The organism is Clostridioides sp. ES-S-0048-02, assembly GCF_020658495.1.
Lineage (GTDB): Bacteria > Bacillota > Clostridia > Peptostreptococcales > Peptostreptococcaceae > Clostridioides.
On sequence record NZ_JACVWH010000006.1, the window covers coordinates 184547 to 210340 of the forward strand.

The 25794-nt window shown below is 27.3% G+C and carries 29 protein-coding genes and 1 pseudogene; 23 read left to right on the forward strand and 7 right to left on the reverse strand.

Annotated elements, in window-relative coordinates; all coding sequences use genetic code 11:
- Nucleotides 1-33 precede the first annotated feature (33 nt).
- From IC173_RS20975 to IC173_RS10640, 12 genes and pseudogenes are all read left to right on the forward strand, one after another.
- Nucleotides 34-807, forward strand: a complete 774-nt coding sequence (locus IC173_RS20975) for a flagellar hook-basal body complex protein (protein ID WP_227834866.1) — start codon at nt 34-36, stop codon at nt 805-807.
- 20 nt (nt 808-827) lie between these two features.
- Entirely contained in the window at nt 828-1589 is a 762-nt protein-coding gene (locus tag IC173_RS10595) for a flagellar hook-basal body complex protein (protein WP_227434690.1), read from the forward strand.
- A 22-nt stretch (nt 1590-1611) separates the two neighbouring features.
- Nucleotides 1612-2493: a FliM/FliN family flagellar motor switch protein gene (locus tag IC173_RS10600; RefSeq protein WP_227483430.1), complete on the forward strand. Its 882-nt coding sequence runs from the start codon at nt 1612-1614 to the stop codon at nt 2491-2493.
- A gap of 2 nt (nt 2494-2495) precedes the next feature.
- Nucleotides 2496-2870 (forward strand): FliM/FliN family flagellar motor switch protein, encoded by a 375-nt coding sequence (locus tag IC173_RS10605; RefSeq protein WP_413926673.1) that lies wholly within the window; start codon nt 2496-2498, stop codon nt 2868-2870.
- A 31-nt stretch (nt 2871-2901) separates the two neighbouring features.
- Nucleotides 2902-4272, forward strand: coding sequence for a tetratricopeptide repeat protein (locus IC173_RS20980; protein WP_227483429.1), 1371 nt, complete (start codon nt 2902-2904; stop codon nt 4270-4272).
- 113 nt (nt 4273-4385) lie between these two features.
- Nucleotides 4386-6326: a molecular chaperone HtpG gene (gene htpG / locus IC173_RS10615; protein ID WP_227483428.1), complete on the forward strand. Its 1941-nt coding sequence runs from the start codon at nt 4386-4388 to the stop codon at nt 6324-6326.
- A gap of 307 nt (nt 6327-6633) precedes the next feature.
- Nucleotides 6634-7764, forward strand: coding sequence for an iron-containing alcohol dehydrogenase (locus IC173_RS10620; RefSeq protein ID WP_227483427.1), 1131 nt, complete (start codon nt 6634-6636; stop codon nt 7762-7764).
- A gap of 211 nt (nt 7765-7975) precedes the next feature.
- Nucleotides 7976-8998, forward strand: a complete 1023-nt coding sequence (splB, locus tag IC173_RS10625) for a spore photoproduct lyase (protein WP_227483426.1) — start codon at nt 7976-7978, stop codon at nt 8996-8998.
- Nucleotides 8999-9310: 312 nt separating this feature from the next.
- Nucleotides 9311-10222: a helix-turn-helix domain-containing protein gene (locus IC173_RS10630; protein ID WP_227483425.1), complete on the forward strand. Its 912-nt coding sequence runs from the start codon at nt 9311-9313 to the stop codon at nt 10220-10222.
- Nucleotides 10223-10236: 14 nt separating this feature from the next.
- A complete protein-coding gene (locus IC173_RS10635) occupies nt 10237-10653 on the forward strand; it encodes a DUF3788 domain-containing protein (protein WP_227824810.1) in 417 nt (138 codons plus the stop codon).
- Nucleotides 10654-11015: 362 nt separating this feature from the next.
- Nucleotides 11016-11072 (forward strand): annotated as a pseudogene (locus tag IC173_RS20985) (hypothetical protein); the annotation flags it as partial.
- 42 nt (nt 11073-11114) lie between these two features.
- Nucleotides 11115-11399, forward strand: a complete 285-nt coding sequence (locus IC173_RS10640) for a DDE-type integrase/transposase/recombinase (RefSeq protein ID WP_413927147.1) — start codon at nt 11115-11117, stop codon at nt 11397-11399.
- 563 nt (nt 11400-11962) lie between these two features.
- Here the strand turns inward: IC173_RS10640 and IC173_RS10645 are convergent.
- The gene (locus IC173_RS10645; RefSeq protein ID WP_227824808.1) at nt 11963-12943 is read right to left on the reverse strand and encodes a CPBP family intramembrane glutamic endopeptidase; all 981 of its coding nucleotides are present in this window, start codon (nt 12941-12943) and stop codon (nt 11963-11965) included.
- 154 nt (nt 12944-13097) lie between these two features.
- Nucleotides 13098-13490, reverse strand: a complete 393-nt coding sequence (locus IC173_RS10650; protein WP_227824807.1) for a winged helix-turn-helix transcriptional regulator — start codon at nt 13488-13490, stop codon at nt 13098-13100.
- A 141-nt stretch (nt 13491-13631) separates the two neighbouring features.
- On the opposite strand from IC173_RS10650, the gene IC173_RS10655 reads away from it, so the two are divergent.
- Both IC173_RS10655 and IC173_RS10660 read left to right on the forward strand, forming a co-directional pair.
- Nucleotides 13632-14027: a pyridoxamine 5'-phosphate oxidase family protein gene (locus IC173_RS10655; protein ID WP_227434700.1), complete on the forward strand. Its 396-nt coding sequence runs from the start codon at nt 13632-13634 to the stop codon at nt 14025-14027.
- A 405-nt stretch (nt 14028-14432) separates the two neighbouring features.
- The gene (locus IC173_RS10660; RefSeq protein WP_021382829.1) at nt 14433-14639 is read left to right on the forward strand and encodes a hypothetical protein; all 207 of its coding nucleotides are present in this window, start codon (nt 14433-14435) and stop codon (nt 14637-14639) included.
- 69 nt (nt 14640-14708) lie between these two features.
- Here the strand turns inward: IC173_RS10660 and IC173_RS10665 are convergent, their stop codons facing one another.
- The 5 genes from IC173_RS10665 to IC173_RS10685 all read right to left on the reverse strand — a co-directional run bounded on the left by IC173_RS10665 (nt 14709) and on the right by IC173_RS10685 (nt 17598).
- Nucleotides 14709-16079, reverse strand: a complete 1371-nt coding sequence (locus IC173_RS10665; RefSeq protein ID WP_227855508.1) for an MATE family efflux transporter — start codon at nt 16077-16079, stop codon at nt 14709-14711.
- A gap of 367 nt (nt 16080-16446) precedes the next feature.
- The gene (locus IC173_RS10670) at nt 16447-16656 is read right to left on the reverse strand and encodes a helix-turn-helix transcriptional regulator (RefSeq protein ID WP_021382875.1); all 210 of its coding nucleotides are present in this window, start codon (nt 16654-16656) and stop codon (nt 16447-16449) included.
- Nucleotides 16657-16661: 5 nt separating this feature from the next.
- Nucleotides 16662-16973 carry a DUF6442 family protein gene (locus tag IC173_RS10675; protein WP_227434703.1) on the reverse strand — a complete coding sequence of 104 codons (312 nt, stop codon included), beginning with the start codon at nt 16971-16973 and terminating at the stop codon, nt 16662-16664.
- A 213-nt stretch (nt 16974-17186) separates the two neighbouring features.
- Nucleotides 17187-17432, reverse strand: a complete 246-nt coding sequence (locus IC173_RS10680) for a hypothetical protein (RefSeq protein WP_227855509.1) — start codon at nt 17430-17432, stop codon at nt 17187-17189.
- Nucleotides 17422-17598, reverse strand: a complete 177-nt coding sequence (locus IC173_RS10685) for a hypothetical protein (protein WP_227434704.1) — start codon at nt 17596-17598, stop codon at nt 17422-17424. Before IC173_RS10685 ends, IC173_RS10680 begins: the two co-directional genes overlap by 11 nt.
- Nucleotides 17599-17925: 327 nt before the next feature.
- Here IC173_RS10685 and IC173_RS10690 point away from each other — a divergent pair, with 327 nt between their 5' ends.
- From IC173_RS10690 to IC173_RS10730, 9 genes are all read left to right on the forward strand, one after another.
- On the forward strand, nt 17926-18360 hold the full coding sequence (locus IC173_RS10690; RefSeq protein ID WP_227831398.1) for a helix-turn-helix domain-containing protein: 435 nt from the start codon (nt 17926-17928) through the stop codon (nt 18358-18360).
- Nucleotides 18361-18584: 224 nt separating this feature from the next.
- Complete coding sequence (locus IC173_RS10695; protein ID WP_227434706.1) at nt 18585-19679, forward strand: helix-turn-helix domain-containing protein; 1095 nt, start codon at nt 18585-18587, stop codon at nt 19677-19679.
- A 4-nt stretch (nt 19680-19683) separates the two neighbouring features.
- Nucleotides 19684-19884: a PLD nuclease N-terminal domain-containing protein gene (locus tag IC173_RS10700; protein WP_227855510.1), complete on the forward strand. Its 201-nt coding sequence runs from the start codon at nt 19684-19686 to the stop codon at nt 19882-19884.
- Nucleotides 19881-20801 carry an ABC transporter ATP-binding protein gene (locus tag IC173_RS10705; protein WP_413926951.1) on the forward strand — a complete coding sequence of 307 codons (921 nt, stop codon included), beginning with the start codon at nt 19881-19883 and terminating at the stop codon, nt 20799-20801. Before IC173_RS10700 ends, IC173_RS10705 begins: the two co-directional genes overlap by 4 nt.
- A complete protein-coding gene (locus IC173_RS10710; RefSeq protein WP_227855511.1) occupies nt 20798-21556 on the forward strand; it encodes an ABC transporter permease in 759 nt (252 codons plus the stop codon). The genes IC173_RS10705 and IC173_RS10710 overlap by 4 nt, the downstream gene beginning before the upstream one ends.
- 402 nt (nt 21557-21958) lie before the next feature.
- Nucleotides 21959-23032: a DUF362 domain-containing protein gene (locus IC173_RS10715; RefSeq protein ID WP_227824802.1), complete on the forward strand. Its 1074-nt coding sequence runs from the start codon at nt 21959-21961 to the stop codon at nt 23030-23032.
- A gap of 69 nt (nt 23033-23101) precedes the next feature.
- The gene (locus IC173_RS10720) at nt 23102-23365 is read left to right on the forward strand and encodes a hypothetical protein (protein ID WP_227831395.1); all 264 of its coding nucleotides are present in this window, start codon (nt 23102-23104) and stop codon (nt 23363-23365) included.
- 207 nt (nt 23366-23572) lie between these two features.
- Entirely contained in the window at nt 23573-24550 is a 978-nt protein-coding gene (gene bioB / locus IC173_RS10725; protein ID WP_227855512.1) for a biotin synthase BioB, read from the forward strand.
- Between the two features lie 211 nt (nt 24551-24761).
- Entirely contained in the window at nt 24762-25784 is a 1023-nt protein-coding gene (locus IC173_RS10730) for a LacI family DNA-binding transcriptional regulator (protein ID WP_227434712.1), read from the forward strand.
- Nucleotides 25785-25794 lie beyond the last annotated feature (10 nt).

Genomic DNA, 25794 nt, shown 5'->3' on the forward strand with positions numbered 1-25794 from the left:
TGTTAAACAATTTACGAAAAAGGAGGTCATAATGTGATAAGAGGATTATATACAGCAGTTTCGGCTATGATAACAAATCAACAAAAGCAAAATGTTGTTGTCAATAACCTAGCCAATATGGACACTAATGGATATAAAAGTAAACAGCTTTTAACCAAGAGTTTTGATTCATTGAAATTAGAAGCTTACAATAACTACGCAAATGGAACTAAACAAAAGCAAGAGATAGGTGAAATAAGTCCAGGTATTTCCATGGATGAAACTATTACAAATTTTAACCAAGGTCCTATAAAGCAGACTGATAATAAAATGGATGTAGCTATTCAAGGTAAGGGGTTCTTTTTGGTTAGTGATGCAGCTGGGAATCAGTTTTATACTAGAAATGGTAATTTTAGGACAGATAATCAAGGAGACCTTATAACTAGTGAAGGATACTATGTTCTTGGAACAAATACTGTAACTGGTGCTGTGGGTCATATAAATGTAGGAAATAAGAAATTTGAAGTAGCAAATGATAATACAATATCACTGGACGGAAATGCTATGTACAAATTTAATATGGTAGATTTTAATGACTATAATAAGCTAAAAAAAGAAGGCGATAACCTGTATTCTGGAGAAGGAGCTATAAAAGCAAATAATGCATATACAATACAAAATGCTATAGAGTCATCTAATGTAGATATGGTATCTGAAATCAATAATATGATGACAATTTCAAGAGAATATGAAGCAAATCAAAAGATAATTCAAGCTATGGATTCTAAATTAGCAAAAATAGCAAGCGAGATTGGTTCAGTAAGATAGATAATAGGAGGTGAATTTTTATGTACACAATGTTTTATACTAGTAAAACAGCTTTATCAGCAAATCAAAGTAAACTAGATATAATATCTAATAATATAGCAAATACTGATTCCACAGGATATAAAAAGCTAAATATGGAATATTCTGATTTAGTAGATGAAGTACTAAATAGACCATCTTACCCGACAAATGGTAAAGATATATCAACTGGAACTGGCTCTAAAGCCTCAGCTCCTATGAGAAATTATGAACAAGGAGCATTAGCTCCAACAAATAGTAAAAGTGATTTGGCAATAGATGGAGAAGGATTCTTTAGAGTCATAAGAAATGATGGGACATATGCATATACAAGAAATGGTGGATTTAATGTAGATGCTTTAGGTAAGATTGTAGATGATAGTGGAAATATACTAGATGTCCAATTTGATGCAGGTTATAACTACAATAATACAAATATAACTGATACAAACTTAACCGTTTCAAGAAATGGAGATTTATTTGTAGATAATAAAAAAATAGGAACGATAAATTTGTATGAGCCTACAGGAACTCAAAATTTTATATCTGAAGGAGATAGCCTATTTGTTGCAACTGATGCAGGAGAAGTCAAACAAGTTGGAAAAGTTGATATAGTTCAAGGCTACAGAGAAAGGTCAAATGTTTCTTTACAAGAAGAATTTGTTGATTTAATAGCTACTCAAAGAGCATTTCAAATGAATTCAAAAGGAATAAAGACAGCTGATGAAATGTGGCAAATAGCTAATAATTTAAGAGCTAAATAATTATGTAAGGTGAGGAATATTCATGTATGATATGAAAGATTATGATTTCGGCAAACCTCAGAGTTATTCAAGAGAAAATTTAACTTGCTTAAATTTTTTATTAGCTGAATTCTGTAAAAAATATAAAAACTATATAGTTTATGAACTTAAGTGTAATTCTAGTATGGTGGTTGAGAATATAGACCAAGTAAATTATCAAACTTTTTTAGATAAAGTGACATCTTCATGTTTAGTAGTACAAAATTCGATGGAACCTATTATGAAAAACTTTTCTTTTAGAATAGATAGAAGTGTAGCTGATATGTGGATTGATATAACATCTGGAGGAAATGGAGTTACAATAGATACTAACAGAGAACTTACAGAACTTGATAAGAAATTACTTTTACATCTTATGGAGGATTTAGTAAGAAATATGCATTTATTTGAAGGCTTTGAAAACATACAAGTGTTAGATACACATACACATATTAATTTACCACAATTGTGTTCACCAACTGCACCTGTATGTGTTGTAGATTTAAAAGTGCTAAATGATAATAAGCATATTGGTAATGTTTCACTTTGTTTCCCATACAATGCTTTAGAGGCCGTTTTGGAAAATATTTCTGTAGTAGAATTTTTAGATATGGATGCAGGGGATAATTCAGAGGAATTCACTAAGAAAATCTATGATAGTGTATCTAATATAGAATTATCAGTTATTGCAGAGATAGGTAAAGTATCAATTAATGTTGAGGATTTACTTAAACTAGAAGTTGGAGATGTAATAGTAACAAATAAAAAGATAAATGATTATATAGATGTATATGTAGAAAATTCAAAATCATACACAGCAACACCAGGATTTATATCAAGTAAAAAGGGTGTGAAAATAAGTGATGCTGTCAAAAAAGAGGTGTAGTTATGGATAATAGTAATCTTATTTCAGATGAAGAAGCAAAAATGTTACTGAATGATAAAATTGAAAAAGAAATTAGTGGAGATGATGAATTAGCTTTAGAAATTTCTGAAACTAATAGAAATAATATAGATAGAATACTTGACCTTAAGTTAGAGTTATCTGTAGTTATAGGAAGAACTAAGATGAGTTTGAGAGATATTTTAAATCTAAATAAAGGTTCTCTTATTGAACTTGATACTTTAGCAGACCAAGATGTAGAAATACTAATAGACAATAAAGTACTGGCTTATGGAAAAGTGGTAGTGGTAGACTTAAACTTTGGTGTAAAAGTAACAAGTATAGTAAGTGAAGAGGACATGGTAAAATCTCTTGTTTAGAAACAAAATCAATTAATACTTATGGCATGAGGTGGTATTTATTTTAAACTTAAATGATGTAAAGAAAGATATATTAAAACTCAATAAAAAAGACTCATGTGTTCTATATAATGAATCTATCGATAATATAAATAATAATTGTATATCAAGTGGATTAAACTTTTTAAAAGAAGCAAGAGATTTAAGCCCAAATGATGTAGATATTTTAAATCTTATAGGTCTTGTAAACCTACTAAAATGTAATTTTGATGAGGCTGTAGAAAGTTTCTATAAGAGTTCCCTTTGCGAAAAAACTGCTCTGTGTGAAAAGTATATAAATATGCTTACATCTGAGGAGTTTTTAATTTTCTTTGAAAAATATAATCAGCTTATAAGATTCATAAATAAAGGAATGTACAAAGAAGCTATACAAGGTTTTAAATTTATAACTGAGCAATATAGTGACTTAATAGAGCCTTATGAGTTACTTGCTTTGATTTATGATAAAGAAGAAGATTACATAAAATTTGATGAATGTTTAGAAGTTTTAAAAAGAATTGATAAAGAAAATCATTTATTAAACCAAGAGAATAATATATTAGATACATATAATAAAAAAATTAAAAGTAATGCAGACGTAGATATTTATGAAAGTGAATTTTCACATAAAAATATTAAACACTCTAAATTTGATGGAACTAAAGATGTTGTTAAGAAAGATAATATAACTGAAAAACAGAAAAATTTAACTTCTAATGAGAAAAAAAGTATTAAAAAAAATAAATATCTACATTTAGCAATAATATTAGGTATATTATTAATAGGACAAAATATATATAGCTCTTATAAGATGAATAATTTAAAAAATCAGATGTCTGAAAACACTAGTGTTAAAAATGAAGAAAAACTAAATTCTATCTTAAATGATAAAGAAAATAAGGATAAGACTTCTAATGCAAATAATAATGATAGAAGTGATGACAAAGAAGATGTAAATTCTGAAAAAAATACTGTAGACAATGAAAGTGATAAAAATACTGATTTATTTACAGAAGATGAATTGATGTCTAAAGCGAATAATTTAAAGAAGGAAAAGAAAACCAAGTCCTCTATACAATTATATAAAAAGGTAGTAGATACTGGTGAAAATAAAGGCAATACATCAGAGGCAACTTATCAAGTAGCTATTCTTAGTGAAAAATTAAAAGACTATAATACTGCTGAAGAATATTATAAAATGTATGTAGAAAATTACTCAGAAGAAGATGCCTATTTTGATGAATCGTATTATAATTTAGGTATGATGTATTATAATAAAGGTGATTTAAAAAACTCTAAATTGACATTAAAAAAACTAGTTAATAAGGTTCCTAATAGTATGTATAATAACTCAAAGGTAAAGGAAATTTTAAAAGAGGAATAAAAAAATAACTAAGAAAAATAAATTATTTTATTTTAAAATAATTTGTTTATAATATATTGACATACTATTTTAAAAAATTTAAAATAGTAATTATAAAATGAGGAGGGATAAAAATGGAGTTTGAAAAAGGAAGTATTTCAATTCATACAGAAAATATTTTTCCTATAATTAAAAAATGGTTATATTCTGATAAGGACATATTTATAAGGGAGCTTATCAGTAATGCATGTGATGCAGTAAGTAAACACAAAAGACTTATATCATTAGGAGAAATATCAGAAAATAATCCATCAGATTATAAAATTACTGTATCTGTAAATAAAGGTGAGGGTACACTTAAATTTATTGATAATGGAATAGGTATGACTGAGGAAGAAATAAAAAAATACATAAACCAAGTTGCCTTTTCAGGTGCAGAAGATTTCTTTAATAAATATAAGGATAAAATGGAAGAGTCAAATGACATAATAGGTCATTTTGGGTTAGGATTTTATTCTGCATTTATGGTGTCTAAAAAAGTACAAATAGATACACTTTCATATATGGAAGGAGCAACTCCTGTAAGATGGATATCTGAAGGTGGTACAGAATATGAAATATCTGAATCAGATAGTAGACATGACAGAGGAACTACGATAACACTATTTATTGATGATGATAGTAAGGAATTTTTAGATGAATTTACTGTAAGAGGAATAATAAACAAATACTGTTCTTTCCTACCAGTAGAGATATATTTAGAAGATGTTGAAAGGTTAGAAAGAGAAGCTAAGGAAGCTGAAGAAAAAGCTAAAAAGCAAAAAGAAGATGGAAAAGAAGAAGAAGTTATAGATGCAAAGGTAATTGAACCATTAAATGATACTAATCCTTTATGGCTTAAATCTCCAAAGGATTGTACTGATGATGAGTATAAAGAGTTTTATAGAAAAGTATTCAATGTATTTGATGAACCTTTGTTTTGGATACATCTAAATGTTGATTATCCTTTCAATTTAAAGGGTATACTTTATTTCCCTAAATTAAAAAATGAATTTGAATTGACAGAAGGAAAAGTAAAATTATATAACAATCAGGTCTTTGTAGCTGACAACATAAAAGAAGTTATACCAGAGTTTTTACTTTTATTAAAAGGTGTAATAGATTGCCCAGATTTACCACTAAATGTATCAAGAAGCTTCTTACAAAATGATAGAGATGTAAGTAAAATTTCTAAACATATAATTAAAAAAGTAGCAGATAAGTTAAAATCTCTTTGTAAAAATCAAAGGGAAGAATACAACAAGTTCTGGGATGATATACAAATATTCATTAAATATGGTTGTTTAAAAGATGAGAGCTTCTATGAAAAAGTGAAAGAATGTATATTATTTAAAACTATTGATGATGAGTATATAACACTTCAAGATTATTTAGAAAAATGTAAAGAAAAACATGAAAATAAAGTATTCTATGTAAGTGATAAAGAGCAACAATCACAATATATAAAATTATTTAAGGAATATGACCTAAATGCTGTGGTATTAAATTCATCAATAGATACTCATTTTATTTCATTTATGGAATACAAAGAAAATGGTGTTAAATTCAACAGAATAGATGCAGACCTTTCTGATGTATTAAAAGACAAAAATGAAAATAAAGATAGTGAAGAAAATAAAGAAGAGATAGCTAAGATAGAAGGGTTATTTAAAGAAGCTGTCGGAGAAAGAGTGAAAAATTATTCTGTAGAGGGATTAAAAAACGAAGAAACTCCAGCTATGATTTTAGTATCTGAACAATCTATTAGAATGGCAGAAATGCAGTCAAGATTTGCTGGAATGGATTTAGGAATGAGCTTTGAGGAAGAAAAGACTCTTGTAATAAATGAAAACAGCCCGATTATCAAAAAATTAGTTTCTCTTAAAGATGATGAAGAAAAGAAAGATAAAGTAGCACTTATATGTAATCAAATAGCTGATTTAGCTTTACTTTCTAATAAAGAATTAAAGCCAGGAGAATTAGATTCATTTGTACAAAGAAGTAATAAACTTATGAATATGTTAATAGAGTTATAGACTTAAAATATAGGAAAATAAAGTTTAAAAAATTTGTATGATACAAAAATGAAAAGAGTTGTCTTAAGATGATTGAAATTATCTTTAGATAACTCTTTTTTATTTTTATAATTTTTAGTTAAGTTTTAATCATTTAACGGTACTTCAGCAAGAAATATATTTGATTAAATAGAGTTAACTTGATATGAAATAAAATAATACATATAATTAAGTAAAAGATTATTTTATAAATTATGTTTCAATACATAATTATACTTTTATTAAAAAATAAAGTTATTACTAAAGTAGAAAAATAGGAGGTTTTAGCATGAATTTTAATTATAGTTTGCCAGTAAATATTTTATTTGGAAGAGGAAGAATTAATGATGTAGGAATAGAAGTATCTAAATATGGTAAAAAAGTATTAATTGTAACTGGGAAAAACAGTACAAAGAAAACAGGGTTACTTGATAAGACAATAGATTTGCTAAAAGGTGCTAAAGTAGAATATGAAGTTTTTGATAGAGTAGAGCAAAATCCTCTTATAACTACTATATATGCAGGCGTAGAAGCTATAAAAGAAACTGGTTGTGATTGTGTTTTAGGTCTTGGTGGTGGAAGTATAATGGATGCAGCTAAAAGTATAGCTTTTTCTTATAAAAATCCAGGTGATTTAAATGATTACATATTTGGAATTAAACAAGGTGAAGAGGCCCTACCTATAGTTTTAGTTCCAACAACATCAGGCACAGGTAGTGAAGGGAATTGTTTTGCAGTGCTTACAAATTCAGATACTAAAGATAAAAAATCTATAAAAAAGAATAGCATGTATGCAAAAGCCTCAATAATTGACCCAGAGCTTATGGTAACAATGCCAAAACATATAATTGCATCAGTTGGATTTGATGCACTTGCTCACAACATAGAAGCATATCTTTCTAATGGAAGAAATCCTCTTGCAGATGTACAGGCTATCTATGGGATTGAACTTATATCAGAAAGCTTAGTAAATGTATACAATAATTCTGATGATTTAGAAGCTTGGGAGAAAATAACACTTGCAAGCACTATTGGTGGGATGACAATTGGTACAGCTGGAACAACTCTTCAACATGGAATGGAGCATCCTGTAAGTGGTCTTAGAGATGTAATGCATGGAAAAGGGCTTGCAGCTTTAACACCAACTATTGTAGAAAGTTCATGGGATAGTGATATTGAAAGGTTTGGAAATATATCAAAACTATTGGGTGGAACTTGTGCAGAAGATTGTTCAGGTGCAGTTAAAAATTTCCTTAAAAAGATAGATTTAGATATAAAGCTAAGTGACTTAGGTATTGTAAAATCAGATATTGATTGGTTAACTGATAACTGTATGAAAATATCTGCTGCAAATATTAAGAGACATCCAAAGACTTTTAATAAGGAACAAATAAGAGAAATATACTATAAATCTTTGTAAATTAAATTTATAAATTAAATTTTAGATAAAAATTGGTTGTGTTAGTTGTTATAAGTAAATAAACTTGTAATTAGTTAATGCAAAAAAATAAATTTATCTCAAATGTTTATTTTACTTTCTGATAAATAAAGAAACTTAAAAAGGGGAAGATTAACTAAGTAATATTTTATAAAAATCTTCATTTTAAAAACTTTAAGTAGAGGTGAAATAAATGTTTAATCCTAAAAGAATAATATTTGAAAAGGGTAGCTTAGATACTAATATTGGGAAAAACATATATGATAAATTTAAGGATAAAAAAGATGTAGAAATAATTAAGATATCATCAAATAGGGTTAAGGAACATATCCCAGGAGAAAATCTATATGAACAATATAGAAATGGAAAACAAACAATGGTAGTTGGCACTAGGAAAAGCTTAAAATTTCAAACATGTAAACCTTCTGCTAATTATCAACTACCACTTGTCAGTGGATGTATGGGAAGATGTGAATATTGTTATTTAAACACACAACTAGGTGATAAACCCTTTATAAGGGTGTTTGTAAATATAGATGAGATACTTGAACAAACAAAGAAGTATATTGAAGATAGAAAACCACAAGTAACCATATTTGAAGGAGCAGCTACATCAGACCCTGTTCCAGTAGAGCCATATACTAATTCATTGAAAAAGACAATAGAGTTTTTTGGAAAAGAAGAAAAGGGAAGATTTAGATTTGTTACTAAATACAGTGATGTAGATAGCTTGTTGGATGCTGAGCATAATAACCATACAGAGATAAGATTTAGCATAAATACACCTAGAATTATAGATGGACATGAGCATTATACAGCTTCTGCAAAGAAAAGAATAGAATCAGCTGTAAAGCTTGCAAAAGTTGGATATCAGATTGGATTTATAATAGCTCCTGTGTTTTTATATGAAGGTTGGGAAGAGGAGTATAGAAGTCTGATTAGAAGTATAAAAGAAGCTCTTCCAAAAGATTTTGACAGAAAAATTATATTTGAAGTTATATCTCATAGATATACAACTAAAGCTAAAAATAGAATATTAGAAATTTATCCAGACACATTATTGCCAATGGAAAATGATGATAGAAAGTTTAAATATGGTCAATTTGGATATGGAAAATATGTATATACTAAAGAGCAGTTGGATGATATGAAGGAATTTTTTAGTAAAGAAATAAATACAGTGTTTAAAAACAATTTAATAAAATATATAATATAGCAAATCTTCAAATAAGATTTGCTATATTTTATTTTTACTGCAATACTTTATGTTTACAATAAAATATTGTAATTGTCATATAGCCTATTATTAATATTACAATATTTAACATAGAGTAGAGAACTAATAACCACTTATGATATTACTTAGAAGTGGGAGAATACTTGTCTAAAGACAAGTTAAATAAGTTTAAATAATCTTGTTGGTAAGTATTGTAAAGATTAAAAAAGGCACTGTATATCAAGAAGAATTTTTATGATTTTGATAATATAAATATAGAAGCTTAAGATAACTATAAGGAGGAATTATAATATGCATGCATGGGAATCCATTCAAACTACACTAGAATTGATAGAAGAAAGGTTATCAGAAGAAATATCTATTGATGATTTAGCAAATGCAGCTAATTTATCACCATTTTATTATCAACGATTATTTAAAAGGTTAGTTAATAAGACCGTAATGGAATATATAAAGCTTCGTCGCCTTGCAAAAGCTTCTGAACATTTAGCAGAACATAAGAATCGTATACTTGATGTAGCCTTAAATTTTGGATTTGAAAGTCATGAGACATTTACACGTGCTTTTAAAAAAGCATATGGATTAACTCCAGAGGAATATAGAGCAAATCCAGTAAAACTTAATCAATTTGTTAAGCCAGAATTAATTTTAAATTATATTATGGTTGATGAAGGTGTGCCACTGATTGCTGATGATATAGTAATTGAAGTAACTCGCAGAAGATTGAGTAACCCAAGGACTTTTATTGGAATAGAAAAAGAAATACCTATTTGCCAGTTGATGGGTGGTGAGACAACTGGCATAGCGATAGCAAAGGAATTATGGATGAAACTTGGAAGTCAAAAACACAATATACCAAATAAAATCCCAGGTGGAAATGAATTTGCTGCTCTTTATATGGGAAGTGCAAAAGAAGGTAATTGTATGTATATGGCAGGTATAGAAGTGGAGCCAGGTACATTGGTGGAAGGATATAGTATTTTTGAGTTACCTGCTAAAGAATATTTAGTGTGTGGATTTGAAGCAGAAAATTTTAATGAGTTAGTTGATTCAGCTGTTTTTAAAGCGGATAAGTTTATGGAAAGATGGATGAAGAATCATAATTTAATAGCCACTGATTTTGCGATTGAAATGTATTATCCTACTACACCTGAAGTGGCATATATGGAACATTGGACTATTCCAGTGTCTATTGAACAATAGAAAGGGTGATGAATATGGATTGGCAAGATATGTTTTTTCAAGATAATAAACCAACCTTTGAACAAATCAAAGAATTTATTAATAGTCCATTGTGGGACAAGCTAAATAGTATATTAAGTTCAACATATAGTGTGGAACCAAAACTCGAGTATAGCAAATGTTCAATGCAAAGAGGTTGGAATGTAAAATACAAAAAAAGAGGAAAGTCATTATGTACCTTATATCCTCAAGAAGGTTCCTTCAAAGCTTTAGTCATTGTAAATGAAAGTAATAGAGTTGAGGTTGACTTATTTATTAATACTTGTTGTGATTATATAAAGCAATTGTATAATGAGATAAAATTCTTTAATGGAAGTAAGTGGTTAATGATTCAAATAGATAGTATGTCAGCATTAAATGACACACTTGAGCTTATTAAATTTAGAGTTTAATATATAAAACAGGGTGACTTATATACTCATCCTGTTTTTATATATTAACTTTTAAAAAATATTTAAAATATAATATGGTAGATACACCATTTCAAATTCTTAATTATTTTTCTAAGCAATATAGTTTTAATTTTATCATCTATTAATTGTAATATTGAAATTATTTAGTTTTTTATAAAATTATAATTTAAACTAAAAATTTTTGTAAACATACTATAAATGGCTCAATCAATATAAAAGTAATTTAGAACTTGAAAACATTAAATTAGCAGCTTTGATAACTAAGATATATGAAGAAAAGAATGGGTTTTTTTGACTCTTTAAGGATGACTATGCAGTTAAACTGAGAGTATAAACTTAATGTCAATCACAAGAGAGTGTACAGACTAATGAGAGGCGTAGGTTTAAGGTCTGTTTGTAGAAAAAAGAAATTCAGTTATGTTAAATGTAAACCAGAAGTAATCGCTGGAAATGTATTAAGTAGAAAATTTAGTGCAGATAAAACCTATCAAAAATGGTTAACAGATGTAACTGAATTTAAATTAACCAATGGGACGAAGGCCTATTTAAGTGCAATTCTAGATTTAGGCGATAGAAGTATAATTTCATATGTTATTGGAAAATCAAATAACAATAACTTGGTGTTCGAAACTTTTGATAAAGCAATAGAACTATATCCAAATGCAAAACCTATTTTTACATGTTTTAACTGTATAAAACAGTGGGTACAGTTCACGAAAGAGTAGCTTTAGTTTTGAACTAAAAGTTAAGTTCAAAAAGAATAATCAATAATTTCTGGACTCCACTCTACAACAATAAATTATAGTCCTTCTTGATTTTTATTATACCACAAAATGTAAAATAACGATTAGATTTTGAAGAGCTACTTCTATATCCATATTTAAATTTATGAAGTCCTTTATTAGATTGATTTTTGCCGATTTAACTGTTCTATATAAATTAAACTAAGAAATTATTTTACTTAAAATAAAGTAAGGTATGTATTATTTTTATTATACCATAAAACATAAAATGGCTATTTTTAGATTGATATAAATATATAATAATCTGTTTTAGATAAGAATGAGCTAAAAATTAAATGTAGAAATATTATTTTAAAAACCACTTTTTTACATCTAATGAAAAGTGGTTTTTAAAATGAGCAAATTATTAAAATTTACATAAAAAGTAATTTTATTTTACTTATATACCATAAGGACTACTCTTCTATATATTAAAACAGATATTTTATCAATATTATGGACAAATATAAAAAGCCTCTATGTCTAGAGATTTATGTATTTATAGACTAGTTAGAACTTTCATCATAGTTATTAGTTTTGTACTCTCTAGTAAATAAGAATGGTAAAAACAATATAGCATCAACTAGAATACTCCATAATAGTGATTCTAATGTAAATATAGATTCGGTACCTCCTTTAAGTATAATATAAACATTGTTATTTACTAAGTGGATTAATATTGGTGCCCAAAGGTTTTTGGTCTTCATATAGGTATATCCTAAAAATATTCCTATAAAGGTACAATATGATATATGGGAAATAACACAATAAAATGGGGTTTCGGGACTGTACAAAGTGACACAAAGAGGCAAATGCCAAATTCCCCATATAAAACCTAAAATTAATACACCAAATTTTTTGCCATAAATCTTTTGTAGTCTAGGTTGAAGAAAGTATCTCCATCCAAATTCTTCTCCAAAAAATAAATTAAAACCAAAACATAAATTTATAATTATATTTATAAATACTGTGAAAAATTTATTTACAATATTAATTGATAAACCTTCTTTATCAATAACACTTCTAACTATAATTAATATCAAGAATATTAATAGAATACCTAAAACTTTTTTGAAATTTTTACTTAAAGATAAATTTAAAACTTCAAATTGAAATTCATTGTAAAGAACAACCGCTAAAAGATAAAAAGATGTTAATGTATCTATTGTTGAAGAAATAATACTACTATGGATTAAAAATGTTTCAGCTATAGATATTACTATTCTCACAATTGTAGTTATAGCAAAAAACTTTAAAAATTTATCCACTGTTGAATCAAACTTGTAATTAGAAACTTTTTTTAGGACAACAATTGCTGAAAATGCAGGAATATACATAAATAATACAGAGAAGCTTGATATAAGTTCACTATTATTTGGTTTTGATATTGACCAAAATAAAAATATTGATGTAAAAGCAATCAGTAAAAAATTTATTAATAAGAAATAGTTTATTTCTTTTTTTATTATCTTGATATTATTTGACATATTAATTCCCCTTATCTTAAATTTTAAAATTATATATAATAACAAATTTTATATAGAAATAAATATATGTAGCAAATATTGAAAACTAACAAAAATATTTTTATATATTATTAAAGAACTAAAAAAAAGTTTGTAATGATTGTATATTATATGATTAAGTTATTTTTCTGCATTCTTTACAATTAAGTCCGCATGTGTTTTTCTCCTGCATATTAATAGCGCCCCAATTAGCAAATTGTCGCAAAATAGGTACAATACTTTTACCTTTATCCGTTAATGTATATTCAACTTTTGGAGGAATTTCATTGTATTGTTTACGATGAACAATACCATCAGACTCTAAATCTTTTAATGATTGAGCTAGCATAGTATTTGTAATTCCATCTAATTTTCTTTTTATACTACTATACCTAATTGGATTATCAACTGCTAACATACATATAATAGGTAATTTCCACTTTCCACCAACAACATCTAATGCGTAACGTATAGGGCAAGTTAATTCTTCAGCATTTTCAGTTATATTATTTTTATTATCTAAACTCATTTTAATTCACTCCTCAATTCCAATAGTATCTTTTTTATACTCTATCAGAAAAAACTGCATACTTGTTTTTTTCTTATTTTATATTAAAATTATATCAAAGGATAATCCTTAATACAAGTATTTAAAAGGGGTGTAAAAATTATGAAAGTATTAGAATTTTTGAACAAAGCAGGAGTTTATTATTTAGCAACAGCTGATGAGAACAATCAAGCACATGTGCGTCCTCTAGGATTTGCTATGGAATATGATGGCAAACTTACATTTTGCACATCTAATCAAAAAGATATGTTTAAGCAACTTATTTTTAATCCAAAGGTTGAGCTTTGCTGTATAGACCAAAAACTTAATACTCTACGTATTTTGGGTGAAGCAGTATTCGTTACATCAAAAGAAACACAAGCTAAGGCACTTGAAATAATGCCAAGTTTAGGTCAGATGTACTCTGTAGGAGACGGTAAGTTTGAAATATTTTCTATTGATAAGGCAAAAGTTAGTTGTTGTTCAATGAGTGGTAAAAAGATTGATGTAGAGCTTTAATTATAATAGAATCTACATTCATATTGAAAATGAAGAAAACGCTATTACTGAAATGTCGATAAATTTAACTTAAATTCAATAAAAAAGATTTTTAAATAGTGAATGTATAAAAATATTTAGTTATTAGAGTTGTATTTCAACAATGACATATTGTCTTGAATAATTACATAATAAAAATAAGAACAATTAAAATTTGTTTTCTGATGAAGTAAACTTTCTTAAAAAAAATATTTTAACTACGAGTGACTTTTCTTAAATATGAAGAAAATATGATAATTATAAAAAATTGCTACTTATTATTTGTATATTTTTTCATATAAATAATAAGTAGCATAACTTTATAAATTAATAGTGATAGAATATAAACTAATAGATAAGATATAATTTTAAAAGGAGTGATATAAAATGAGCAAATATAGTTCTTTATGGGAATATGTCAAGAAAAATGGTAACCAATCATTTAAATTAACTTTTGAAGAAATAAAAGATATTGCAGGAATAGAGATAGACCATTCGTTTTTAAAATATAAAAAAGAATTAAATGAATATGGATATCAAGTAGGAAAAATCTCTTTAAAAGAGAAGACTGTTATTTTTAATAAAATTGATTAATATATTAATAATTACATATAATAAAATAATTTGTATTGACTAACATTAAAATTAAAAATAAAGTAAATCTTATATAAGACTTACTTTATCTTTAGGTGATACCTTTTTAAGTTTTATACTATAAGGTATATATAAAACTGCACCTATTAAAAATGTTATAATTTCTGTTACTGTCATAGACCATATTAGCCCATCAAGTCCATAAAAATAATTAAGTAATATTACTATAGGTATATACAATCCACCTTGGCTTATAGACATTATACCTGTTTCAATGCCTTTTCCTGATGCTTGATATATTGTCATAAATAAAGATGTAACTCCATTGAATAAGGCAGATACTAACATAGCTACCAATACATACGTTCCTATTTCAATAACTGACGTATCAACTGAGAATGTTTGTATTACTTGAGTTCTAAATATATAAACAACTCCTGAAAATACAACTGCGATTACAAATATGAATAAAGCAGAATACTTTATACTTTCTTTTAAACGAGGTATATTCTTATTAGAAAAATTATATGCTATAAGTGGCATTACACCTAAAACAATACCCATAACAAAGAATTCTGGAATTTGAGCAATTCTAAGTGCTATACCAAAACTAGCAACTATGTTATTTCCATATTGCATAGAGTAGTTATTGGATAATAATGTAGTCACAATTAAGAAAGAGCATTGGATTAATTGGGATACACCAACTTTATATATTTCAACTTGACTGTTTATGCTGATTTTTATGTAATGTAAAAAACCTCTAAGGTTCTCGCTTTTAACATTTAAATACCAAACATAATAAGCACTAGATGCAATGTTAGAAAGTATCATTGATAATGCAGCACCATACACATGCATATTAAGAACTAGTATAAATAAAACATCTAATATGATACTAACTATTACACTTATAAACATACCATACATAGATTCTTTTGATGCACCTTCAGACCTTACAATTTGTTCAAGAGAGAAGTTCAATATAATAGAAAATCCGCCAACAAATAGTGTAATTGCATATTGTTTTGTATATTCAAATGTAGTCATATCGGAACCTAATAATCTAATAATAGGATTCATTAGTAAGTAGCCAATTAGACCTATCAATAGACCTGTTATAATACTTGCATAAAAAGTATATCCAGCAATTTTCTTGGCTTCATCACTATTATTTTGTGCAATTAGCCTAGTTATGAATGTACTACCACCAACTCCAAACATATTTCCAAAAGCCATTAGAATTGTAAATATAGGGAGTCCCAATGTTATTGCACTAAGCATAGCTGTGTCATGAACTAAACCTATAAAGTAGGCATTAATTACATTATAGATAGTTCCAGCTGACATTCCTATCATCATAGGAATAGATAAATAAAGAATAGTTTTTTTTATTGGTTCTTCTTTTAAATATTTAATGTTTGATTTTTCATTTTCCATGTTATCCTCCTAAATAATATGATTTATAATGATAAGGCACCTTATGAAATATATTATACAGGTACCTTAATAATTTTGCAACATATTTATTAAGGTACCTGTATATTTATTTTATATTTAGACAACATATGGATTTAAAAATGAGGTTTTTGAAAATAGGAGTTATTTTAATGAATATGGAATGTAGGGTATTAAAGAGATGTATAAGACTTTAAAATAAATAAAAGAGTAAAGTGATAAGATAATGAATATCTAACCATTTACTCTTTTTGTTTTATTTATTTAACTCTTTTTATTTTGAGTTTTAGAAGTGAATAAAATATACAATAACTATGGTTTCTTTTATATTTTATGACTACAATACATTTTATTCAAAGTAAAATAAATCTTCAAATTTTTTATCTAGAGCTATACATAAAATAAGTGCTAATTTTGCTGTTGGATTAAACTGACCTGTTTCTATTGAACTAATAGTGTTTCTTGACACGCCGACCATTTCAGCTAGCTGACTTTGAGATAATTTTTTCTCTGTTCTTGCTATTTTTAAGTGATTTTTTAATATTAATTCTTCATTCATATTGCTTACCTTAATGATGATAAAACAAAATTAGTTAATGAGAATATAGTTGTAATTAAGAAACCAATAGCCAAAATTAAATTCTTTTTTTCATGTGTGAATTGGTATTTTGCTATATTTTCAGCAAGACCAAATGTCCAAAATAAAGCAGATACTGCATCACTCTTTTGTCCAATAAAGGCGTTAAATATTACAATGAAAGCGAAGACACATATGAAAATTGAATATCCTATTTTTCTGCCTTTATTTTCAATATACTCTAAGCCTTCATCTTTAGTGGATTGACGACTCTTACTTAAAATTTCTTCTTTATTCATGTAAGATACCTCCTATTTGGATGCCAAGTTTACTTGGTACTTTTATTATACTTATGACAAGTTTACTTGTCAAGAACTTTGACAATAAAACTTGAAATGAGTATAATAAAAATCAATAAAAAAAGACAAACTTAATTAAATTAAAAATGTCTTTTTTATTGAAATACTATAATAATATTCTATTGAACTAATAACCAAATTTAAACTTAGAATCTAACATACAGTCTTTATTATCTTAGCAGGGATACCTGCAACCACAGTATTTGGAGGTAAATCATTTGTGACTACTGCTCCTGCAGAAACAACAGTATTTTCACTTACTGTAATACCTGGCATAATCATTGCTCCTGCACTTAACCAAGCATTCCTCTTTATAACTATGGGTGTAGACACAGTGGAATGTCTTTCTGAGGGCTCTAAAGGAGGGTTTATTGTTATAAGATTTACCTTAAGGTCCAATCAGTACATCATCTGCAATTGTAATTCCACTTCTATCCATGAATGTACAAGCATGGTTAATAAATACATCCTTTCCAACTCTTATATTTTCTCCAAAATCTGTATAAAATGGTGGTATTAAATATAGGCTTTCATCAACATTAACACCTGTAAGTTTAGAAAACAATTCCCTTATTTCCTTTTTAGTATGATATGATTTATAAACTGTACAATATCTCTACATAAAACTCATTATGTTTTACTCAATTCTTAAATAGAGTATACTACTTGGAGTTAACTACAACACAAGCCTTTTTTATTATTTAAGAATAAATAATTAATTTTTATTAAAAAATCTATAATTAAATATTAATATTAGTATTGTTCATATAGAATGATTCATCATGTATGTAAATTAAAGTTTACATATTTCAAACTTTGCTTTGTAGAATCATTGAGTTTAATACTTTATAATTGAAATATAATTATTTTTACCTTGAAAGGAGTTTAATATATGAATTTAGGAGACAAGATTACAAAACTAAGAAAGAAATATAATTATTCTCAAGAATTGTTGGCTGAAAGACTAAATGTATCTAGACAAACTATTAGCAAGTGGGAATTAGGGCAAGCTAAGCCAGACTTAGAAAATATAAAAAATATATCAAAGCTATTTAATATTACTTATGATTACTTAATCGATGAAAGTAATTTATGTTCTAAAGATGTAACTGATAATATTAGTAAGGATGTTGACTGGACAAAAGCATGGAGCTCTAAGTATCCTATTTTAGAAACATATGTTGACATAGAAGGGATAGAAAAGTATCAAATAGCTATTGAAGAATTATATTCAAGATTTGAAAAGGAATACAGGATGAGCAATGAGAATAATGTACTCATATTAAAAGATATTTTATACAAGACGTTTAAAAAACATGATAAATAAAAAATATATTTGGATATATTCATATGTGGTTTTGTATAAAAATGTGGAAATGATTGGAATAAATAAAAAATTATATAAATTGAATTTAAAAATATATTTAAGCAGGTATCTAAGATACCTGCTTATTTGTTTCTCTATGGTTGATTTTTTCATCAAAAGTCAACTTCAAATCGCTTGTTAGGTTTATGTATTTAAGGATATAATTATACAAAGGAGGCGTTGATATGAATGAATTAAACATTGCAAAAACACTAATTTTAAAGCGTAAAGAAAAAGGAATTACACAAGATGAACTTGCAAATTATATAGGTATCTCTAAAGCTTCTGTGTCTAAATGGGAAACTGGGCAAAGTTATCCTGATATCACTTTTTTACCACAACTCGCGACATATTTCAACATTACAGTTGATGAATTAATTTGCTACGAACCACAAATGATTAAGGAAGATATTAATAAACTATATCAGCGATTGTGTAAAGATTTTACTGTTAAACCATTTGATGAAGTTATGGATGAAATAAGAGAAACCATAAAAAAATATTATTCATGCTTTCCTTTGATTTATCAGATGGGTATTTTGATAATTAATCATTATGACCTTGTAGATGAAGAAAAACGTGAACTATTAATTAGTGAAGCATTAGAAATTTTTATTCGAATACGAGAAACAAGTGATGATATAGAAATTTGTCGTCAGTCAAAAGGTATGGAGGCAACTTGTTATATCTTGTTAAATCAACCTATAGAAGTTATTGATTTATTTCAAGATAGCAATTTTCCCATGGTAAATGAAAGCATACTTCTTGCACAGGGACAAATGATGAATGGTCAAACTAATGAAGCTAATGAAACGTTACAGATTGGAGCATATCAGAATCTTACATTATTAGTTCAAGATTTAGTGGGACTTCTGCAAAACTCAGATAAATCACAAATTGAAGAAATAGAAAGACGTATTTTAATAATTTCAGATACATTTGACCTTAATGAATTATCTCCTGGTGTTATGTTTTCTGTATATTTGACTCAGATACAAATGAATTTAATACATGGAAATACTAAAGGAGCTATTAAGTCGTTACAAAGATATGTAGATTTGGCAATAAGTGATATATATCCAATTATGCTACATAGTGATGACTTTTTTAATCATATTGATTGCTGGATTTCTGAGATTGGAACAGGTATTACACGTGATGATACAATTGTAAAGGCAGGTATTGTTGCTGCTATTAAGAATAATCCTATGTTCTCTGTATTAAATGAGAACAAAGAATACAGATTTCTTATAGAAAAATTATCTTTATTGGAGGAATAAGATTATGGAAAATTTAATGGAATATCTACCACTTTTACTTCCTGTTATTATTTTAAATTTAATACTTGTAATTACTGTACTTATTCATATAATAAAACATCCAAATTATAAAATTGGTAATAAGGCAATATGGATTATTTTAGTGCTATTTATAAGTATAATAGGTCCAATTTTATATTTCACTATAGGAAGAGGTGATGAATGATGAATATTGTTTCAATAAATGGGTTATCAAAAAGTTTTGGTAATCGAAAGATAATAGATAAGCTAAATCTTACTGTACCAGAAGGGTCAGTATTTGGATTTGTAGGTAAGAATGGTGCAGGCAAGACTACAACAATGAAAATGGTGCTTGGGTTACTTGAAGCAGATAGTGGAACTATAAATGTTTTTGGTGAGAAGGTGACTTATGGAAGAACAAGTTCTAATCGCCATGTAGGTTATCTACCTGATGTTCCAGAGTTTTATAACTATATGAGACCACTTGAATATCTTTCTCTTTGTGGAGAAATCACAGGGCTTTCAAAACAAGAAATAAAGTTAAGAAGTGAAGAGTTGTTGACACTTGTGGGACTTGGAAATGAAAAGAAACGAATAGGTGGATTTTCTCGTGGAATGAAGCAACGTCTTGGGATAGCTCAAGCATTACTTTCACGCCCTAAATTACTTATTTGTGATGAACCAACAAGCGCACTTGACCCTGTTGGGAGAAAAGAAATATTAGATATTATGTTTAAAATCAAAGACTCAACAACTGTAATATTTTCAACACATATACTGTCTGATGTTGAAAGAATTTGTGACCATGTAGCTATATTAAATAACGGAAGCATTGCTCTTAGTGGTACACTTTCAGAAATAAAAAGTATGCACGGAAAAGATAGACTTTTATTGGAGTTTTCAAGTAATGATGAAATCCAAGCATTTAAGTCTAGTAGTAGCATTAAATCCTTACTTAAAGATTCAGAAGAGACTAATATGGAAATTATTTTCCATGGTAAAGATATAAAATCAATACAACAAACAGCCATATCTACACTTGCAGAAATGAATCTTTGTCCAATAAAGATGGAATTAATAGAATTGTCACTTGAAAATTTATTTTTGGAGGTAGTAAAGTGAGAGAATACATAGCATTTACAAAAAAAGAATTTGTAGAGAACGTAAGAAATTATAAATTATTTAGTTTGATTATTTTATTTTTAATATTTGGAATAATGAGTCCTCTTTCTGCTAAATTTATGCCAGACTTGATTGCTCATTTTGCCCCAACTTTAAAAGTTACTTCTCTACCAACTGCTTTAGATTCTTGGACACAGTTTTCTGGCAATATTTCTGGTCTTGGAATGAGTTTAACTCTAATTATTTTTTGTAATATTTTATCAAACGAATATTCTAAAGGGACACTTGTCATTATGTTGACTAAAGGATTGTCACGTTCGTCTGTAGTATTGTCTAAATTTTCTATTACAGTAATTATTATGACCATTGGTTTCTGGCTGAGCTTTTTATGTACTTATGGTTATACAATGTATTTTTGGCCAACTGCAAATCTTAATCATGTTGTATTTTCAGCATTTAACTTATGGATAATTGGTATTATGTATATTACTATATTAATTCTTGGATGTGTACTATTTAGACCAGCATTTGCAAGTGTATTACTTGTATTAGTAGTAACTCTTGTTTTGAGTTTAATTTCTATTCCTAAACAGGTTGCACCTTATACACCTAATTTCATATTATCAAAAAATATAGATTTGATTTCAGGGAAAGTGACGGCTCCAGAATTTATTATTCCAATCATTGTAACAATCATTATTTCAATAGTGTGTCTGTTATCAGCTGTTATTTTATTTAATAAAAAACCAGTTTAATGATATCTTTATTATAAATGTAAATAGCACTGTATTGTGTAAAAATATACTTAGTAATATATAAGAATATATCTAAGTAAAAAAGACTTGAACTTAAGTTTCAAGTCTTTTTTTGTTTTAGTCGTACTCATTATATTTTATAATAATTAAATTATTAGCTTAAGGAATTGTTTAAAAATAAAAAAGGAGATAGATTATAATCTAGTGATTATCAGTTATTTAAGATATGCTATAGTATATAGAGCCTAAACTAATAAAGAATTAAAAAATGTAGTAAGGAGTTAAAATAATATTGTTTTTATTAAATAAAGATAAGAATCTTTAATTGTGGTAAAATATACTAAAAAATTACTTTAAAAGTGATAAAATTAATTCAAGTAAATATTTTAAAGGGGTGTAGATATGGAAAAGTCAAAAGTATATTTTTGTGACTTATACTCAAATTCGCAAAATAAAAATGTGCCAAACAATGTAAAAAGATTATTTGATACAGCAGGATTCAAAGATTTAATAGAAAAGAATGACCAAGTAGCAATCAAACTTCACTTTGGAGAAAAAGGAAATACTACATATATGAGTCCTGTAGCAGTTAGACAAGTGGTTGATAAGATTAAAGATTGTGAAGGAAAGCCATTTTTAACAGATACAAATACATTATATACAGGGAGTAGAACAAATTCTGTAGACCATCTTACAACAGCTATAGAAAATGGTTTTGCCTATGCAGTGGTAAATGCGCCAGTAATAATTGCAGATGGATTGTACAGTAGAAATTATGAAAATGTACAAATAGATAAAAAACATTTTGAAAGTGTGAAAATAGGTGGCGAAATTTATAATTCTTCTGCAATGATAGTAATGAGTCATTTTAAAGGTCATGAAGCAGCAGGTTTTGGAGGAGCATTAAAAAATTTAGCTATGGGGTGTGCAAGTGCAGCAGGAAAGCAAATGCAACATTCTGATGTTACGCCAGTAGTAAAAGAGAAGAAGTGTGTAGGATGTGGAAAATGTGTTAATTCTTGTCCTACAAAAGCTATAAGTATAGTAGATAAGAAGGCAATTATAGATTCTGATGTGTGTTATGGATGTGGAGAATGTCCAACTGTCTGTCCAACTAGAGCAGTAACTATACAATGGGAAAGTGACTCAGATGTATTTGTTGAAAAGATGGCAGAATACGCTTATGGAGCAGTATCAAACAAAAAAGATAAGGTAGGATATATAACTTTTGTTATGAATGTGACTCCACTTTGTGATTGTGTGCCTTGGTCAGGTAGACCGATTGCACATGATATAGGAATATTAGCATCAACAGACCCAGTAGCGATTGAACAAGCATGCTATGATTTGGTTTGTAAGGAAATGGGTCATGATGTGTTTAAACATGAGCATCCTCATGTAAATGGAACTAGAATAATAGACTATGCATGTGAAATGGGAATGGGAAATAAAGAATATGAATTAATAAAATTATAAGAATAGTAGGACTTAAATGCATATAATTATTGTAAGAGAAATTTAAAAGTATCAAAGGAGTATGCATTTATGAAAATTTACTATGAGAAAGAAAATAGCAAGAAAGCTAATGTAAACAATATTCCAAGTGTATTTGCATTTAATTTTCTAAGAAACTTTTTAACTAGCAAAGAGTATGAGGAAACTAGAAAAGAATATTTTATAAATAATCTAACAAAAAGTCAGGTTAATCAAGCTATGAAGGATTTAAAATGGCTATTTAGAGAGTATGAAGGTTTAGAGGTTGTTACAATAGAAAGCTTGGATGGAGTTAAGACAAGGATGGTTTTGTAAGTTAATAAGGATAATATTTAATAAAAAATACTGCTTTAATAGTGATATGTATAATATATTATATGAATACTATTTTGAGGCAGTATTTTTTTTGTTTAATAGTAAACTTATATGCAAAATAAGGTTGACCAATAATTATTGCCTATGTAATACTATATATAATAAGTAAACTATATAAAGGGTATAGGTTGACGAATAGGAGGGTATATGGAAAAATACATAATTAAATTAAAAAATAAAGTCTTGGATGGAAAAGAAATAAATTATGAAGAAGCTCTTAATTTAATAAGCCTTGATACAAATAACAAAAATATTTTTGGTATATTATTAAAATCTGCAAATGAAATAAGAGAAGCTTTTATGGGAAGAAGAGTGGATTTATGTACAATAATGAATGCTAAGTCTGGCAAATGTAGTGAAGACTGCAAATTTTGTGCACAATCATCCCATTATAAAACTGGGGTAGATGAATATTCATTGCTCGAGTACAATGAGATTTTAAAGAGAGCCAAAGAAATGGAAAGTAAAGGAGTACATAGATTCTCTTTAGTTGCAAGTGGTAAAGGTATGACAGGAAAAGAGTTTAATGATATTTTAAATATCTATGAAGGATTAAGAGAAAATACTAATTTAAAATTATGTGCATCTCTAGGAATTATAGATTATGAGCAAGCTAAAAAGCTAAAATTAGTAGGTGTGACTACATATCATCATAATGTCGAGACATCTAAAGATAATTTTGATAATATATGTACAACACATACTTATCAAGACAGAATAAGAACAATTAAAGAAGCTAAAAGGGCTGGATTAGATGTATGTGTAGGTGGAATAATTGGGATGAATGAAAGTAAAGAACAAAGACTACAAATGGCTTTTGAAATACGAGAATTAAATACCAAATCAATTCCAATAAATATTTTAAACCCTATTAAGAATACTCCTATGGAAAATTATGATGTATTAGAGCCTATGGAAATATTAAAAACAACAGCAGTATTTAGATTTATAATTCCTAATGTATACATAAGATATGCTGGTGGAAGGCTATCTTTAAAAGGGTATGACAAAATTGGATTTAATGGTGGTGTAAATTCTGCAATTGTAGGTGATTATTTAACAACTGTAGGAAATGGAATTGAAAATGATAAAAAAATGATTATAGAACAAGGACTTGAACTTTAATAAAGATTACTTAAATTAATTAATGTACTTTTAAATAATTATAAAAGTATATTAATTTTTTTTTGTATATTAATATAAATATTAAATTTGAATTTATAAATTGCAATATTATGAAAAATAACAAAATTTGTATAAAGTAGTTGCAAAGCGAAAAAAGATATGATAGTATCTAGGTAACCGGTTAAGTAAAACGGTTTCCTAAATTGTGGGGGTGAACTTCTTGAGTATAACTATAAAAGAGATTGGCGAATTGGCTGGTGTTTCCAAAACAACTGTATCAAAAGTCATTAATAATAAAGATGAAAATATAAGTCAAGCAACAAGAGAAAAGATTTTAAAAATAATGAAGGAAAAAAATTATGTTCCAAATAAATTAGCACAAAGTTTAGTAACTAAAAGAACAAATACAATAGGACTTCTTATACCAGATATACGAAATCCATTTTTCACAGATGTATCAAGAGGTGTGGAAGATAAAGCTAATGAGGAAGGTTATAATATAATTTTATGTAATACAGATGAAGATGCCAAAAAGGAATATGAAGGGATAAGAACATTATCAGAAAGAATGATAGATGGAATTATATTTGCAGCATCATCAAATACAAACTGGAAAGAGGCAAATTACAAAGATATAAAAATACCAACAGTATTAATCGATAAGAAAATAAGTATGAATAAAGAAACCTTAAAAGGCATAGTTAAAATAAATAACTTTGAGGGTGCATATATAGCTACAAAACATTTATTAGATATTGGAAATAAGAAAATAATATACTTGAGTGGTCCACTTCAAAATGAAATAGCAATAGATAGATTAGAAGGATATAAAAAAGCTTTAACTGAGTGTAATTTAGATTACAATTCTAATTATGTATTTGAAGGAAAATATAAGATTGAATGGGGGCAAGAATTTATAAAAAAATTAGAAGTGATAGATTTTAATGCGATATTTTGTGCAAATGATTTAATTGCAATAGGTGTTATCAGAGGTCTTCAAGAAAGAGGATTAAATATACCAAACGATGTAAGCGTTGTGGGATTTGATGATATTCAAACTTCTAGTTTAATAAGTCCTCCACTTACAACAGTACGACAACCATCTTATGATATAGGATATAAAGCCAGTGAAATATTAATAAATTGTTTAAGAGGAGATAAGAAAGAATCCTTTGATGAATTAATTTTTAAGGCAGAACTAGTGATAAGAGCTTCAACTAAAGAAAGTAATTAACAGCATGAAA